Origin of the sequence: Gordonia terrae (assembly GCF_051789125.1) — a bacterium.
Classification (GTDB): domain Bacteria; phylum Actinomycetota; class Actinomycetes; order Mycobacteriales; family Mycobacteriaceae; genus Gordonia; species Gordonia terrae_A.
In genome coordinates this window covers 796,252-812,438 of record NZ_CP196526.1, presented here as the reverse complement: position 1 = coordinate 812,438, position 16,187 = coordinate 796,252, and the positions used below count along the sequence as shown (strand labels likewise).

Genomic DNA, 16,187 nt, shown 5'->3' with positions numbered 1-16,187 from the left:
TGCCTGTTGAGTTGACATTGTCAACCACAGTGAACGCCCTTGGGTTGACGCTGTCAACTGTATGGTGGTCCGATGACCACCCGAGCCGAGAGCGCGGCCCAGACCCGGCAGGCACTCCTGGCCGCCGCAGGCTCGCTGCTCGACCGCGGCGGACCCGAAGCGGTCACGCTCCGCGAGGTCGGCAGCGGCGCCGGGGTGTCGCGCACAGCGGCCTACCGGCACTTCGACGACAAAGACGACCTGCTGGCCGCCCTGGCCGCAGAGGCATGGGAGCTCGTGGCCGACGCGCTCGACGCCATCGTCGCCGATGCGACACCGACCGCCGAGGAGGCAGTGCGTACGGCGCTTCGTGGGTTGTCCGACCTGGGAATCCGACGTCCACACCTCTACCGGTTGATGTTCGCGTCACCCGCCGGAGCACCGGCGATCCCCGGTGCGGTCCGAGCCCAGGACGGACTCCTGGCGCTGGTGGGCCGGATCGTTCCTCCCGACGCGGCCCGCCACCACGCGGCCCTCCTCCTCGCCGTGGCGCATGGGCTCACCGATCTCGACACACACGGCCATCTCCCGCAGGCGAAATGGCACGCCGACCGGGACACCCTCCTCGAGCTCGCGGTCTCGACCACCGCCCGTGCCGCACGGAACACCGATGTCTAGCAGCGTCGCCATCGCGCTGGTCATCCTCGGGCTGCTCGCCTGCGTGGGTGCGGTCGTCCTGATCCGCACCCGCAGGGTCGTGCGGACACCTGCCGAGCGGGCCGTGCACACGGCGCTACACACCGCGTCACTCGCCGCGCGCTCCCTGCGTACCGGACTGTCCGCGGAATCGGCCCGCGAGGCGCTCCCGCACCTGCACACGCTCACCGCTGCCGAGGCCGTCGCCCTCTACGACGGCGAACCCGCCCGGCTCGCCACCGAATCCTCGGGCGACGACCTGTGGGACACGGAGATGCTCGGGCACGCCGACGGTGCCGCGGCATCGGCGCTGGCCGATCTGCGACGTGTACTGCTCACCGACCCCGGCGGAACCGAGTCACCGGTTCGTGCCCTCGTCGCACAACCCCTCGTCACCGACGACGCCGGGGTCGGGGTCCTGGTGGTCGCGACGACCCGGAGGCCCGGACCCGGAATGCTCGGCGCCATCGCCGAGGTCGCCCGCTACGCGTCGAGCCAGATCGAGCTCGCCGACCTCGACGCCTCCCGTGCCCGGCTCAACCGCGCCGAGGTGCTGGCGCTGCGTGCCCAGATCAGTCCGCACTTCATCTACAACGCGCTCAACACCATCGCGTCGTTCGTGCGCACCGACCCCGACCGCGCTCGCGAACTCGTCCTCGACTTCGCCGATTTCACCCGGTACTCGTTCCGGGCCGCCGGCGAATACACCGTCCTCGCCGACGAACTCCGCAACATCGACCGGTACCTCACCCTCGAACGTGCACGCTTCGGCAACTCGCTGGACGTCCGGCTCCACGTCGCACCCGAGGTGCTCAACGTGGTCGTCCCCTTCCTCGCACTGCAGCCCCTCGTCGAGAACGCGGTCCGACACGGGCTCGCCTCCAAGGGCGGGGGCACGATCACCATCACCGCCGCCGACGAGGGGTCGGACTGCGTCATCACCGTCGAAGACGACGGCGTCGGCATGGACCCCGAACTGCTGAGAAGCGGCGCGCTCGACGCTCTCGACCACAGCGAGGGCGCCCACGTCGGCCTGACCAATGTCGACTACCGCCTGCGCGCCGCGTTCGGCAACGACTACGGGCTGGTCGTCGAGACCGCCGTCGGGGCGGGCACCAAGGTCGGCATGCGGGTCCCGAAGTTCCGCGCCGGGATCCGAGCGTGACGGCCCCGTTTCTGCCGGTGGCCGGTTGCGTGAGCGGTAAAGTGCGGGCTGTCGTCGAAGCGGGAGGTGGCCGATGACCGGATTGGTGGTCCTCGCGGTCGACGACGAACCGCCCGCCCTCGACGAACTGCGCTACCTGCTCGACCGGCAGGACGACGTCGGCGAGGTGTTGTCGGCGTCGGACGCGACCGGGGCGCTTCGCGAGCTGAACGACCACCGCATCGACGCGATCTTCCTCGACATCAACATGCCCGGACTCTCGGGACTCGAACTGGCCGGGGTACTCGCCAAGTACGCCTCGCCACCGGCCATCGTGTTCGTCACAGCTCACGACGACAAAGCCGTCGACGCCTTCGAGGTGGGCGCCGTCGACTACCTGTTGAAGCCCCTTCGCGAACAACGTCTCACCCAGGCCGTCGAACGGGTGCGTGCGAGTCTGGACAACCGCGGACGCACAACCGAACCGCCGGCGCCCGCCCACCGCGCCGAGCGGCACCTCAACTCCGAGGACGTCATCCCGGTGGAGATGAGTGGGGTGACCTCGCTCGTGCGCCGCGACTCGATCTCCTGGGTCGAAGCCGTCGGCGACTACGCCCGCCTGCACTCGGACTCCGGCGCACACCTGGTCCGGATTCCGTTGTCCACACTCGAATCACGCTGGCAAGAGCGCGGATTCGCGCGCGTCCACCGGTCGTACCTCGTCGCACTCCCGATGGTCACCGGACTCCGCACCGCAGGCGGCGGCACCGTGGTGTGCGTACGAGCCAACGGCGCGTCCGCGGCCGTCGAACTACCCGTGAGCCGCAGGCAGGTCCGCGAACTCAAGGACCGTCTCATCCGGGACCCGCTGCGCCACTACCGTTCTCCCGCCGGCCGAAGCGATGCCTGAGCAGCCTCCCCAACGCGAGCGGGTGGTACTGGCCGCCCGGCGCGGCGCGCGGATGGTGCGCACCAGGGTGGAGGTGCAGGAACAGACCGAGGTCGGCGACGCACTGGTCCGTGGCCTGATGCGCGCCCAGCTCGGACTCGGCCTACGCCTCGGAGGCGCGTTGCTCGTGGTCGCCGCCACGATCCCGATGGTGTTCTGGCTCATGCCGAGCGTCGCCGACGCCGACGTCTTCGGCATCCGCTTGCCCTGGCTGGTGCTGGGACTGCTCGCCTTTCCGCTCCTCTACCTGACCGGCCGGCTCTACGTACATCTCGCCGAACAAGCGGAACGCGACTTCATGGGACTCGTCGACGATGACATCACCGACCCCGTCGGGAGCGACATCAACGACTCCGTCGGGAGCGACATCACCGACTCCGTCGGGAGCGACATCACCGACCCCGTCGGGAGCGACATCACCGACCCCGTCGGGAGCGACATCACCGAGGACCCGCGCACATGACCGGTGATATCGATGTCGTCACCGCGGTCGGGCTGCTCGTCGCGGCGGTCACGACCGTCGCCGTCGGCGCCTGGGGCGGACGCTTCTCCCGGACCACCTCGGACTTCCTGGTCGCGTCCCGGACCGTCGGGGCACGCTGGAACGCCGCCGCGGTGTCCGGCGAATATCTGTCGGCCGCATCGTTTCTCGGCGTGGCCGGACTCGTCGCCAAATACGGTGCCGACGCTCTCTGGTACCCCGTCGGATTCACCGCGGGCTACCTCGGCCTACTGCTGTTCGTCGCCGCGCCACTGCGACGCTCCGGGGCATACACCGTGCCCGACTTCGCCGAGTTCCGCCTCGCTTCGCCCGCGGTGCGGAAGACCGCGATGGTCGTCGTGGTCGTGGTCTGCGTGCTCTACCTCATCCCGCAGTTCCAGGGCGCGGGCCTGACCCTGAACATCCTCCTCGGCGCACCCGTGTGGGCCGGAGTGGTGGGCGTCGGACTGATCGTGATCGTCAACGTCGTCGGTGGCGGCATGCGATCGATCACCTTCGTGCAGGCCTTCCAGTACTGGCTCAAGCTGACCGCGATCGCGGTCCCCGCATTCGTGCTGATCGGTGTCTTCGCCAACGACCCGGCCCCGGTGGGCGAACTTGCACCACCCCGCATCACGGTCGCCACCACCGTCGACGTCACCACCGATGTGTCGGTCACCGTCGCCGAACCGACGGGCGTGCGGGTCACGGGCACCCTCGACGGGGTCGTCGTGGACGACGCACCGATCACGACACCCGGTCGACATGTCATCGCCGCCGGGTCGACGATCATCCTCGACGCCGGTGCCGCGACACCCGTCGTGGCAGGCGCCCCGGTGCACGGCTCGGAATGGATCTCACCGGGTGGTGGATTCGGCGGCAAGCACCCTCTGTATCAGGTGCTCTCGCTCATCATCGCGACGTTCCTCGGCGTGATGGGACTCCCACACGTACTGGTGCGGTTCTACACCAACCCCGACGGGCGGTCGGCGCGACGTACTGCGCTCGTGGTCATCGCCCTGCTCTCGCTGTTCTACCTGTTCCCCATCCTGCTCGGCGTGTTCGCGCGCCTCTACGTACCCGAGCTGCTCATCACCGGAACGGCCGACGCCGCGGTGTTGCTGTTGCCGAGCGCCGCGATCAGCGGGGTCGGCGGGCAGATCCTGGCGGCCCTCGTCGCCGCCGGGGCGATCGCGGCGTTCCTCGCGACATCGTCGGGGTTGCTGGTGTCGGTCGCGGGAGCACTCGCGACCGACGTGCTACGCGGGCGGGTCCGCGACTTCCGCGTCGCGGCGGTCATCGGCGGACTCATCCCGATCGGTCTGTCGCTGGCAGCCGCATCGCTGGAACTCTCGCGGACCGTCGGACTGGTGTTCGCCGTCGCGGCGTCGACGCTGTGCCCGCTGCTGGTGCTGGGTATCTGGTGGCGTGGGCTGACCGCAGCCGGAGCGATCGCGGGACTGGTCGTCGGCGGCGTCTCGTCGGGATCGGCGACGATGCTCGCCATCGCGGGGGTCGTGGACGACGCCGCGCTCGGGGGCTGGCCGGCCGTGGCGATCGGTTACCCCGCAGCGGTGACCGTCCCGCTCGCCTTCGGCACGATGGTGCTGGTCAGCAGGGCGACGCGCCGCAGCCTGCCACCCGACCGCGCGCGGATCTTCGCGCGGATGCATGTTCCGGAACGCGTCGGGATGGGGCTGGACCGCACACCCGGGCGGGTGGCCGATGACCGATCGGACAGGTGACCGCTCGCCGTTCGTCGTGGCCCATCGACCGCCTGTCGCACAGTCCGCAGGCTTCGGCGTGTGACCCAGGCCACCTGATTGTCTGTGATCTGCACCTCATTCAGGCTGACTGTCGTAGAGCCATCACACATGTGGCCACGTCACCCTGGGAGGAAACGTGTCGACCGTCGACCAACCACCACCGGCGCCACACGCGCCGACCGGCGAGGAATTTCTCGCGATGCAGGCCAGCCCGGAGTTCCAGGAACTACGGCGAACCCTGCGGAAGTTCGTCTTCCCGCTGACCGCGTTCTTCCTGATCTGGTACGCCGTCTACGTGCTGCTCGGCGCCTTCGCGCATGACTTCATGGCGACCCGGGTCTGGGGCAACATCAACCTCGGCCTCATCCTGGGCCTGCTGCAATTCGTCAGCACCTTCGTCATCACCGGCATGTACGTACGCTTCGCCAATCGCAACCTCGATCCGAAGGCCGAGGCGATCCGCAACGAGATGGAAGGCGGTCCCTCGCTGTGAACATCCCCGCTGCAGACATCTCTGTACACACCACCGACGTGACCGTCCTCGCGGCGACCGTCGGTAGCCCCGTCGCCAACATCGGTATCTTCGCGGCGTTCGTCGCCGTCACGATGTTCGTGGTCATCAAGGCCAGCAAGAACAACAACACCGCCGCCGACTTCTTCACCGGCGGCCGCGGATTCTCCGGACCGCAGAACGGCATCGCGATCGCCGGCGACTACCTGTCGGCGGCCAGCTTCCTCGGCATCGCCGGCGCCATCGCGGTCTACGGTTACGACGGCTTCCTCTACTCCATCGGCTTCCTCGTCGCGTGGCTCGTGGCGCTGCTGCTCGTAGCCGAATTGTTGCGCAACACCGGCAAGTTCACGATGGCCGACGTCCTGAGCTTCCGGCTCAAGCAGCGCCCGGTCCGTCTGGCCGCGGCGATCTCCACCCTCGCGGTGTCGCTGTTCTACCTGCTCGCCCAGATGGCCGGCGCCGGCGGCCTCGTCGCACTGCTCCTCGACATCGAGGGACGCGTCGGTCAGTCCATCGTCATCGCAGTCGTCGGTGCGCTGATGATCGTCTACGTCCTCATCGGCGGCATGAAGGGCACCACCTGGGTGCAGATCATCAAGGCAGTCCTGCTCATCGCGGGCGCCGGCATCATGACCTTCATCGTGCTGGCCAAGTTCGGCATGAACCTGTCATCGATCCTCGGTGCGGCACAGGACGCAGTGACCGATTCGACCAGCGAAAAGGTCGCTGCGCGTGATGTTCTCGCTCCTGGCGCCCAGTACGGAGGATCGCTGACGAGCCAGATCAACTTCATCTCGCTCGCCATCGCACTCGTCCTCGGCACCGCGGGCCTGCCGCACGTGTTGATGCGCTTCTACACCGTGCCGACCGCCAAGGAGGCTCGCAAATCCGTGGTCTGGGCCATCGCCCTGATCGGCGCCTTCTACCTGTTCACCCTGGTGCTCGGTTACGGTGCGGCCGCCCTGGTCGGACCGGACAAGATCCTCGACGCCGCCGGCGGACAGAACTCCGCGGCACCGCTGTTGGCGTTCGAGCTCGGCGGCGTCGTCCTGCTGGGCATCATCTCGGCGGTCGCCTTCGCGACCATCCTCGCCGTGGTCGCCGGCCTCGCCATCACCGCATCGGCGTCATTCGCCCACGACATCTACGCCTCGGTGATCAAGCGCAACAGGGCAAGTGAGGCCGACCAAGTCCGCGTCTCGCGGTACACCGTCGTCGTCCTCGGCATCGTGAGCATCATCCTCGGCATCCTCGCCAACGGCCAGAACATCGCCTTCCTGGTGGCACTGGCCTTCGCGATCGCCGCGGCCGCGAACCTGCCGACGATCGTCTACTCGCTCTACTGGAAGCGGTTCAACACCCGCGGCGCCCTGTGGAGCATGTACGGCGGCCTGATCTCCACGATCGTGCTGATCATCTTCTCCCCCGCCGTCTCCGGGTCGTCGACCGCCATGATCTCCGGCGCCGACTTCGCCTGGTTCCCGCTGGCCAACCCGGGCATCATCTCGATCCCGCTGGCCTTCGTCCTCGGCATCGTCGGCACGCTGACGACCCCGTCGGACAACGGCACCCCGGAACGCAACGCGGAGATGGAGGTTCGCTCCCTCACCGGCATCGGCGCGGAGAAGGCCGTGCAGCACTAGGCCATCGACAAACCCACCTTCAATGGACAGGCGCATCACCGATTCGGTGGTGCGCCTGTCCATTGGTGGTGGATCTGTGGATGTGGGCGTCGGGATGGAAGGCACTTGTCTCTACGCTGTCCCGCATGGGGGTCACCGACACTGAGTCGCGCTGTGCAGTCATCGAGGAAGAGCGGTTCGAGCAAACCCAGTGGTTGTGGACCGCGACTCCGTGCCGAGACCGAAACACGCGTTCGTGACCGCCTGGCGAACGAGCAGGCACTGGCGCGCGGTGTGCGCTATCGACTGCTCGGTGGGGGGGCGGCTAAGGACGCGACGGCGAAGCGATAAAGCTAGTCCAAGGTCAGCGAATCCACCGGCTGCGAGCTGCATGCGTCACACAGAGTTTCACGAGGACGCGCTAATCGCTTTCTCGATCACGATCACTGACCCCTAAATGCACTACCGAATCGATCGCCAAGCCTTCGACGAGATGTTCACCGAAGGTCCGCCCCAGGGAGTTTGCGCATGGCTGGGAGCACGAAGACACGGTTACATCGACCACCACCACTTCGGGAATCCCGAAAGATTCCCGGAGTATTGGTTGTCGAGCAACCCGGTCGGAGCGTGACCAATGACGGCACCCGCCCCCGAGCTATACCGGACAGGGTGCTACGTCCGGTTGGGCGGCCCGCAACCCTGTAATCTAGAAGCGCCGAACCGTGCGGCGATCCCGGCCAACACGATCATCGCGCTCGGCCCGAACGCGCCGGCAAACGCGGCGGACGACATGCTGAGCCGGTGGACGCACGACGCCTGGAATAACGTGGTCCGGCTCGATGCGCGAGGCCTCAAAAGGCCTATATGTTCGAAACTCCGCCAGACTGGTTGAGTTATTCTGCACCGAATGACGCCTCCTAATCTGGACGGAGCGGCCGGCCACGACAGTTTGAATAGGACACCAGCGATCGCCACCGAAATAGTTGAGAACCGACGATCTCACCCACCACTCTTTCGTTCGCTCCCTCACGCCCCGTATACCCTGTGCTCTCGCGGCCGACAATTGGTACCTCGACGATATCGTCGCCGAACCGGGCGGTGATGGTCACCTCGGTGGCCACGGCCGCTAGGTAGTTGGCCAGCGTCGACAGCAACAGGTCCTCGCGTGCTCCAACCCCGACACCGCGGCCTGTCTGAAACCCATGCACTGGGCCAGCTCGGTCTGGGTCAGCTGCACACCCTCGTTTAGGGTGACGCCGTAACGATTGTGTTGCTTATCGTGCCAATTCCGACGACAGTCGCCTCAACGACATCTCCGTCGTTCAGGTAGTGACCGTAGGCCGCGGCTGTTCCCGCGGGCGTCCCGGTCAGGACGACATCGCCGGGCTCGAGCGTGATCATTGAACTGAGTGACGCGATTTGCTCGGCCAACGTCACGATCATCTGCGACGTGTTCGACTTCTGTCGTGTCTCACCGTTGACCGTGAGCCGCAGGCCGAGTTCGGTGTGATCGTGAATGAAGCGCGCAGGCACGATCCCGGGCCCCAGCGGGGTGAGGCCTTCGCCGTTCTTCGCCGCCATCCAATCGATGCCGAAGACGGGGTGCCGCATCATTTCGGGGTCACGCACCGAGAAGTCGTTCGCCACGGTGTATCCCAGGACTGTGGACAGTGCATCGTCGCGTGAGATGTCACGTGCGCGGCGACCGATAATAGCCGCGAGTTCCACCTCCCAATCCAGCATGGTGGCCCCGTGAGGTCGCACGACGTCGCAACCGTGTGCGTTCAGAGTGGTTGCCGGCGAGAGAAAATGGAAAGCCCGCTTGCTCGCCTCGGCGCCCATCTCGGCGACGTGATCGGCGTAATTGGCTCCCGCGCAATAGATTGCGGGCCTCCGCACCCCGGCGGGTGCGAATGACAATGACGACGGATCGCACCAGTCGAGGCCGTCCGAATCGGGGTGCTCGAGACGTATACCGATCGAGTCGACAACCGCATCCCACTTGTCGATGAGTTGGGCGAAATCGTCCGCCGGGGTGTCGACCAAGACATCGACGGGCACGACCCCGCGGGATTCGAGGACCACCGGGCGAAATGAGCCCGCTAGGTTCGCTATGGAGAAGCTGGACATGAGGGACCGCCTTTCGTGCGGAAGTTACTGAGAACGCCGGGCAGCAGTGCCGGCGTGGTCGACCGTCCAAACGTCATCGCTGTCTGCAATAACCCTGACGCCGTACTGGTCTCGTGCCATCTCGGATGTCACGTACCCGGCGCGCACGTCAGCCAACACAGCCTCCGGATCGCGGGTGAACGGGTCGCCGTATCCGCCGCCTCCACCCGTTTCGATGCGATAACCGTCCCCGGCGCGCAACTCCAGGCTGTCGACCTTGCCAGACGGTTGTGGGAGGAAGTCTGCTCCCTCCCGCCGGATTGACAGACGATTCGGATGCGCAGGTCCGCCCCCGTCGATCCCCCAGGGGGCCTCGACTGTACGGTCCATGAAGCTGTTTAGTTTCACCTTGCTGTGGCTACGAACGTCGAGTCGCGTACCGAGCCCACCCCTGTTGCGCCCCGGCCCTCCCGAGTCCGGGCGCAGCTCGTAGCGCTCGAACAGCAATGAAGGATACTTGATCTCATTTGATTCGATCGGGGTGTTGTGAGTGTCGCCGTCGTTGATGCAGATCGTGGCGCTCTCGCCGTCCTTAGTGGATGTCGCGCCCCAGCCACCACCCTGTGCTCCCCCGAAGAAGACAAACAGCCGTCCGGTGTCACGGTCGGTCCCGTACAAACTGCCGACGGCGAGATCGGCGTGGTGTCCGGCAATGGACCGCTCGGGCATCGCCGTGGCAAGTGCCTTCATGATGCAGTCGACCACAGTCATCGGGAAGGTCATCCACCAGCGCATTGCTGCCGGCTTGGTCGCGCTGACCACAGTGCCAGGCGGTAGCACGACCGAGACCGGTTCGAACGAACCAGCGTTGACCGGGTAGTCATTCGGCGATGTCAGACACTTGAATGCGACCTGTGCGGCCGATATCCCTGCGGTTTCCCCGGAGTTGAAGTAGCCGGCGACCTGCGGCGCCACCTCGCTGAGGTCGATGGTCATCTGGTCGTCCGCGACGGTGACGGTGACCGTGATGGGGATGGGTACCCCCGGCGACACCCCGTCGTCGTCCATGGCAGTGGAAGCCCGGTACGTGCCGTCTGGGATCTCTTGTACCGCCCGACGCGCCAGAGCCGCACTGCGCTTGAATGTCTCGGTCATCGCCAGGCTGATCGTGTCGGCACCGTGCCGCTGGAGCAGTTCGGTCATCCGCGCTTCGCCGGTGCGAATCGCGGCCACCTGGGCGCGAAAGTCGCCCATCGCCAGATCGGCGAATCGGACGTTCGTCTCGATGATGCGGGTGATCTCGTCGTCTTGCACGCCGCGTTTGAACACCTTCACGATCGGCATCTGCAAGCCCTCGCTGTAGATGTCCTGCGTCGTGCCGCCGAGCACACCCCCGACATCTGCCCAGTGCGCCATCGACGAGGCGAAAGCGACGAGTTCACCCGCGTGGAAGATCGGCAGGGTGAAAATCATGTGGTTGAGATGGCTGCCCATGATATAGGCGTCGTTGGTGAGCAGGATGTCGCCCGGTTCGATTCCGTCGCGGCCGTAATAGTCGATTTTCGCTTTGACGGCACGCGACAACCCACCCACGAACATGGGCAGCCCGAGTCCGATGGACACCGTTTCACCCTCGGCGTTGAACAGACCGACCGTGAAGTCCTGTGCCTCGTAGATGATCAGGTTGTACGCAGTACGCATCAGGTTGGTCTTCATCTCGTCCGTGATGGAAACGAAGGCATCCCTGATGATCTCGGCAGAAATCGGGTCCAACGCCGTGGCGGCCGACGGAAGTGATGATGTGGTCATGTCAGTGTCCGATCGTCAGGTTGAGGTTGCCGAAGGCATCGACAGCAACCGAGTCGCTCGGTCGGAGCAGGGTGGTGGTCGTGTCCTCTTCGATCACCGCGGGTCCGACTATCACGTTCCCGGCGAGCAGTTCGGATCGAATGTAGACCGAACTATCGACGGCAGTGCCTTCCTCGAAGATCAACGATCGCGATCCGCGTTGTGCGTCCTGCGGCGGCTCCGCCGTTCCCAGGCCGATCTTGGCCTGTTCGATACGCGGCATCCGCCCTAACGCGGACACCCGTACCGACACAATCTCGGCGGACTCGTCTGCGGCCGAGTGGTTGAACCGCTCCTGGTGGGCCTTGTCGAACATCGACTTCAACACGGCGAGATTCGAGGGGCCGAGATCGACCCCGCTGATGTCGACCGTGATGGAGTGCTCCTGGCCGACGTAACGCATGTCGACCGCGCGGAGAAAGGTCATGTGGGAGTACCCGACGTCGCCCTCCGACATCGATTCCGCGAGTTCGCTTTCGAGCGACGATAACTCGGCCTCGAAGTCGGTCGCGCGCAAACCATCAAGGCGACGGATGTTCGTGACAACGGTGTCCCGGCGGAGATCGGCCATGAGCATCCCGAGCGCAGAGAAGACTGCCGGCGCTTGCGGGATGATCACCCTGGTGATCCCCAACTCGCGCGCCACGAGGGATATGTGCAGCGGACCATTGCCACCGTAGGCGAACAACGCGAAGTCACGCGGGTCGAGACCTCGCTCGGTGGTCACCGCACGCACTGCATTCGCCATCGATGCTGCAGCGATGGAGAGAACCCCGGCAGCGGCTGAGTTGCGGTCGAGTCCGATACGAGTCGCCAGTGATTGGACGGCGACGCCGGCAGCGTCGCCGTCGAGTTGAAGTCCGCCCGACAGACTGCCCTCGCCGGAGATGAATCCCAGCACCACCGCTGCATCGGTCACCGTGGGTTCGGTACCCCCCTGTCCGTAACAAGCGGGCCCGGGTGCAGCGCCCGCGCTTTCTGGGCCGACATGCACGCCCCCGGCGGCGTCTGTCCACGCAATGCTGCCGCCACCGGTCCCGACCTCGACGATGTCCAGGCACGGAATCTGCATCGGCAGACCGCTCGCGTAGCCACCGACGAAGTACTCTGCCGCCGTGGGGAATGAGAGATCCCGAATGACCGATGCCTTCGCGGTGGTTCCACCCATGTCGAACGCGATCGCATCCCGTAGACCAAGCGACCGGCAGACCTCGATCGTGCCCACAACCCCCCCGGCCGGACCCGACTCCATCATCTGGATCGGCTCGGCGGCTATGCGCGCCACGTCGGACAGGCCACCGTTGGACTGCATGATGGCCAGCGATCCGCGATTTCCTGCATCGGCCAGGGTCGACTGCAGACGAGTGAGGTAGTCGCTGACGGTCGGTCCCACGAAAGCGTTGGCAGCCACCGTCGATGTGCGCTCGAACTCGCGATACTCACGGCTGACTTCATGAGACAGACTGACGTACACCCCGGGAAGTTCGGCACGCAGGATCTCGCCCATCGCAACCTCGTGAACCGGGTTGCGATACGCATGGAGGAACATCACCGCCACCGCGGTCAGTCCACGCCGCCCGATCGATCGCGCGACCTCCCGTGCCGCAGCCTCATCGAATCCTTCGATCACCGCACCGCTCGCGTCGAGTCGTTCGGGCACCTCGAAGACGTTCTGTCGACCGATCAGCGGTCGGTGTTGGACGAATGCCAGGTTGAAGGCATCAGGTCGATTCACCCGACCGATCTCGTACACGTCACGGAACCCGGCCGTGGTTATCAACGCCGTCGCCGCACCTTTGCGCTCGATCAGGGCGTTGATGACCACAGTGCTGCCGTGGATGACCATCTCGGGCTCAGACATCGGCACCCCGGTCGCATCCAGGCCGCTGGCGATACCCCGGATCAAATCATCGGGAGTACTGAGTGACTTTCCGACATGCAATTGCTGGCTGGCATCATTGAAGGCGACCACATCGGTGAATGTCCCGCCGATGTCGACTGCCACTCTAGTTCCCACGAATCTTGTCTCTCTCTGCTTGGTAGGTGCGTGTCTGACCTACACGCTGGTCGTAATGTCCTAGGAACAGCGGTGTGTGCGGAGAAACTCGCGCAGCCACTGGTCCCACACGCGTCGAGCGGCCTCGGCCGCATCTCGAGGAGATCTGACGTCCGTCACCAAAGCGGCCACGCGGAGATCTCCCTCCACATGCGGGTCGCTGAAGGAGTGTTCGACGACGAGGCACTCCCCCGCATTCCTCAAGTCGGCCAACGCGATTTCGAACTCGTTGTCGTCAGAGCCGACTCGGGCCGACAGTTCGGTGACGAACAATGCGCATTCGGCTGGTTCTTGCAGCGCAGAGCGGAGTCGTTCAATCATCTCGACACGCCATTCTGGGCACGTGAGCTAAATGATCCGGTCTGCCTCGGACTGCCGTCATTCTCGTCGAGCGTGGGTTCGTTGCTGCTCAAGGGGACAGCTCCTCCAACGACCGGTCACGAGTTTCCACTCCGAAGACACCGGCGATCACCGCCGCAGCGACCATGGCGAGCAGAAAGGCAGCAAAGATCGAACCCGCGCCCCACGTGCCGTTCAGGAGCCACGCCACGAACAGAGGCGAGAGAATCGATGCCAATCGGTTCATGCTGCTGCACAGCGAGGTTGCGAACCCACGTATGCGGGTGGGAAACAGTTCGGCGGTGTACAGGTACAGCATCCCAGCGGGCACCGTCACTCCTACGGCCAGAATCACTGCCGCGCAGAACAGGAGCTTCCAATCCGTCACGCCGAACAGGGTGATACCCACGAAGCCGACGAGCGCGCCCACGGCGCCCGTCACAACGCCCCCGACGAGCAGGCGAACTCGACCCGTGCGCTCGATGAGAACCGCCCCCACGTAGACCGCCATCAACTGCATGATGCCCAGCGCGACAGTCAAGGTGAGCGATGAACTCGGGGACAGGCCACCGACCCTCACATACATCGTCGGTAACCAAATCGAGTACCCGTAGATCACGAAGAAGACCAAGAACCAGATCGCGCAAAGCATTACAGTCCTGGGTCGGTAGTTCTTCGCGAACACTTCCCATATGTTTCCGTCAGTCGAAGGTGTCGACACGGTTTCGATGGAAGGCTGCGGCAGTGCAACGCCGCGTGCGACTGTCTCGGCTTCGATGCCCGAGACGATTCGTTCAGCTTCTGCAACATCTCCGCGCTCAGCGAGCCAACGGGCGGACTCCGGCAGGCTGAACCAACACCAGACGGCCAGAAGAAGAGGTAGTGCGCCGAGTCCGAGAAGGACCCGCCATCCGAGTTCATCCCCGAAGGTGCCCACCGTGGCCAACGCCACCAGCGGGGCCGCGAAAAGGCCCCAGCTGAAGGCGGATTGATAGATGATGGCAATCCGACCGCGGTTCTTTCGGCCAAGATACTCGTTGATCAAGGTGCCTGCGATCGGCACTTCAGCGCCGAGACCCAACCCTTGCAGAGCGCGCAGAATCAACAAACTGTCACCACTCCACGCGAAAGCTGCCGCCAGGGACAGGCTTCCGAAGACAACCAAGGAGCCGATGAACGCCTTCCGGCGACCGATCCTATCGGCGAGTGCGCCTATGCCCAGCGCGCCGAGCAGCTGACCCACGTATCCTGCGCTGATGATTAGGCCTGCTTCGGTAAGGCTGATGCCCAACGACGGCATGATGTAGGCGAGTACGACCGCAAGTGCGAGTGCATCGAAGCCATCGAAAAAGGTCCCGATGCCCAGCTTGCTTGCGAGCCGATAGTGGAATGGGCCGGTGGGCACCCTGTCGAGACGGGCGCCGACGGACGGCACCACGATCCGGTCGGAGCCTTCACCGTCTCCCGCAACCGGGTGAGCGTCAGTGGTCACTGGTGTGCAATCCCTTCTCCATCTGGCTCTCATCGGCCAGGCGTGGCAGCAACGGATTGGCCGGAACGGTTGAGATCCTCGGCGGAATGGACCTCTGGTGAGTCTCGCTCTGTGATGCGTCGCTGTGATGTGAGTCTTACTCCGCCAGCGATATAGGGCAAACTGATTCTGGTGATGTAGTACATTCATTAGATTGATACTGATGGTGAGGAATCAGCCCATGAAGGACTCTGCACTTGCCCGCGTCGACTTGAACCTGCTCGTCTCGCTCCAAGCGCTGCTGTCCACGAAGAGCGTGTCCAAGGCAGCCGACGCCGTGGGGCTCACTCAGCCGGCAATGAGCAACGCGCTCAAGCGGCTCCGGCGTCTACTGGACGACGACTTACTCGTACGCCAGGCCGGGGGGTACGCGCTGACCCCCCGGGCACGAGACCTGTACGCACCGTTGGATCAGGCGCTCGCGTTGCTCAACCACGAGGTCGTCTGGCCGGAAGAGTTCGATCCCGCCACGTCCATCCGAGAGTTCACCATCGTCGCCACCAATGCGGCTGCGGGAGTCTTCCTCCCCCCGCTGACCCGCAGGTTGCAGCTGTTAGACGCGTCGATGAGCCTACGACACCTACGGCTCGACGGCGACATCGACGAGATGATCGATCACCATGACCTAGACGTCCTACTCGTCCCAGACGGAGTGCGAACGTCCCATCCGAGGGAACGATTCTTCGACGAATCATGGGTGCTGGTGTGCTCGAGGGGCCATGGGGTATCCGATGATCCCCTCGACGTGCACGAACTGGCCAAGCACTCGTTCGCGGTCTTCGACGCGGGGGGCATTCGGACACTGGGCGATCTGGCCATCGCGGCAGCGCTTCCGACCCACAAGGTCGTGGCTCGCACCGACGACTTCCTCCTGCTTATGGCACTGATCACCGAGACCGACCTGATCGGAGTGGTGCAGGAGCCGATTGCGCGACGCTTCTCCAACCGGGATCTGGTGCAGATACTCCCCTCCCCTGTTGCACTTCCACCCCTGCGAATCGACCTGGTCTGGCCCCCTGGATCGACCAGTGACCTGGGACGCGCCTGGCTACGCGAGCAACTGCACGAGATAGCCCGCGCGACACCTGAAACCTAGTGTGGGGCTTACGCGTCGGGCTGCGACAGCGACCGATCTCGGCCCCGACGCCCCACC

Annotated in this window: 11 protein-coding genes and 1 pseudogene; 8 read left to right on the top strand and 4 right to left on the bottom strand. The window is 65.1% G+C overall.

The annotated features are described in order from the left end of the window. Positions 1–72 precede the first annotated feature (72 nt). The 7 genes and pseudogenes from ACSUZC_RS03675 to ACSUZC_RS03645 all read left to right on the top strand — a co-directional run bounded on the left by ACSUZC_RS03675 (position 73) and on the right by ACSUZC_RS03645 (position 7,172). Positions 73–657: a TetR/AcrR family transcriptional regulator gene (locus tag ACSUZC_RS03675; RefSeq protein WP_439031570.1), complete on the top strand. Its 585-nt coding sequence runs from the start codon at positions 73–75 to the stop codon at positions 655–657. Continuing rightward, positions 650–1,840 carry a sensor histidine kinase gene (locus tag ACSUZC_RS03670; protein WP_439031569.1) on the top strand — a complete coding sequence of 397 codons (1,191 nt, stop codon included), beginning with the start codon at positions 650–652 and terminating at the stop codon, positions 1,838–1,840. The genes ACSUZC_RS03675 and ACSUZC_RS03670 overlap by 8 nt, the downstream gene beginning before the upstream one ends. A gap of 73 nt (positions 1,841–1,913) precedes the next feature. Beyond that, positions 1,914–2,729, top strand: a complete 816-nt coding sequence (locus tag ACSUZC_RS03665) for a LytR/AlgR family response regulator transcription factor (RefSeq protein ID WP_439031568.1) — start codon at positions 1,914–1,916, stop codon at positions 2,727–2,729. Then, positions 2,722–3,108 (top strand): annotated as a pseudogene (locus ACSUZC_RS03660) (hypothetical protein); the annotation flags it as partial. The gene ACSUZC_RS03665 and the pseudogene ACSUZC_RS03660, both read left to right, overlap by 8 nt. 119 nt (positions 3,109–3,227) lie before the next feature. Next, positions 3,228–4,994: a sodium/solute symporter gene (locus ACSUZC_RS03655; RefSeq protein WP_439031567.1), complete on the top strand. Its 1,767-nt coding sequence runs from the start codon at positions 3,228–3,230 to the stop codon at positions 4,992–4,994. A gap of 157 nt (positions 4,995–5,151) precedes the next feature. Then, positions 5,152–5,508, top strand: coding sequence for a DUF485 domain-containing protein (locus ACSUZC_RS03650; RefSeq protein WP_439031566.1), 357 nt, complete (start codon positions 5,152–5,154; stop codon positions 5,506–5,508). Between the two features lie 38 nt (positions 5,509–5,546). Then, on the top strand, positions 5,547–7,172 hold the full coding sequence (locus tag ACSUZC_RS03645; RefSeq protein WP_439032983.1) for a solute symporter family protein: 1,626 nt from the start codon (positions 5,547–5,549) through the stop codon (positions 7,170–7,172). Between the two features lie 1,224 nt (positions 7,173–8,396). On the opposite strand, the gene ACSUZC_RS03640 is transcribed toward ACSUZC_RS03645, so the two are convergent. The 4 genes from ACSUZC_RS03640 to ACSUZC_RS03625 form a co-directional block, all read right to left on the bottom strand. Next, positions 8,397–8,993, bottom strand: a complete 597-nt coding sequence (locus ACSUZC_RS03640) for a fumarylacetoacetate hydrolase family protein (protein WP_439031565.1) — start codon at positions 8,991–8,993, stop codon at positions 8,397–8,399. A gap of 312 nt (positions 8,994–9,305) precedes the next feature. Next, complete coding sequence (locus ACSUZC_RS03635) at positions 9,306–11,069, bottom strand: hydantoinase B/oxoprolinase family protein (protein WP_439031564.1); 1,764 nt, start codon at positions 11,067–11,069, stop codon at positions 9,306–9,308. A 1-nt stretch (position 11,070) separates the two neighbouring features. Next, positions 11,071–13,113, bottom strand: coding sequence for a hydantoinase/oxoprolinase family protein (locus tag ACSUZC_RS03630; RefSeq protein WP_439031563.1), 2,043 nt, complete (start codon positions 13,111–13,113; stop codon positions 11,071–11,073). Positions 13,114–13,573: 460 nt separating this feature from the next. After that, the gene (locus tag ACSUZC_RS03625) at positions 13,574–14,995 is read right to left on the bottom strand and encodes an MFS transporter (protein WP_439031562.1); all 1,422 of its coding nucleotides are present in this window, start codon (positions 14,993–14,995) and stop codon (positions 13,574–13,576) included. 220 nt (positions 14,996–15,215) lie between these two features. On the opposite strand from ACSUZC_RS03625, the gene ACSUZC_RS03620 reads away from it, so the two are divergent. Next, entirely contained in the window at positions 15,216–16,130 is a 915-nt protein-coding gene (locus tag ACSUZC_RS03620) for a LysR family transcriptional regulator (protein ID WP_439031561.1), read from the top strand. The last annotated feature ends 57 nt before the right edge of the window (positions 16,131–16,187 follow it).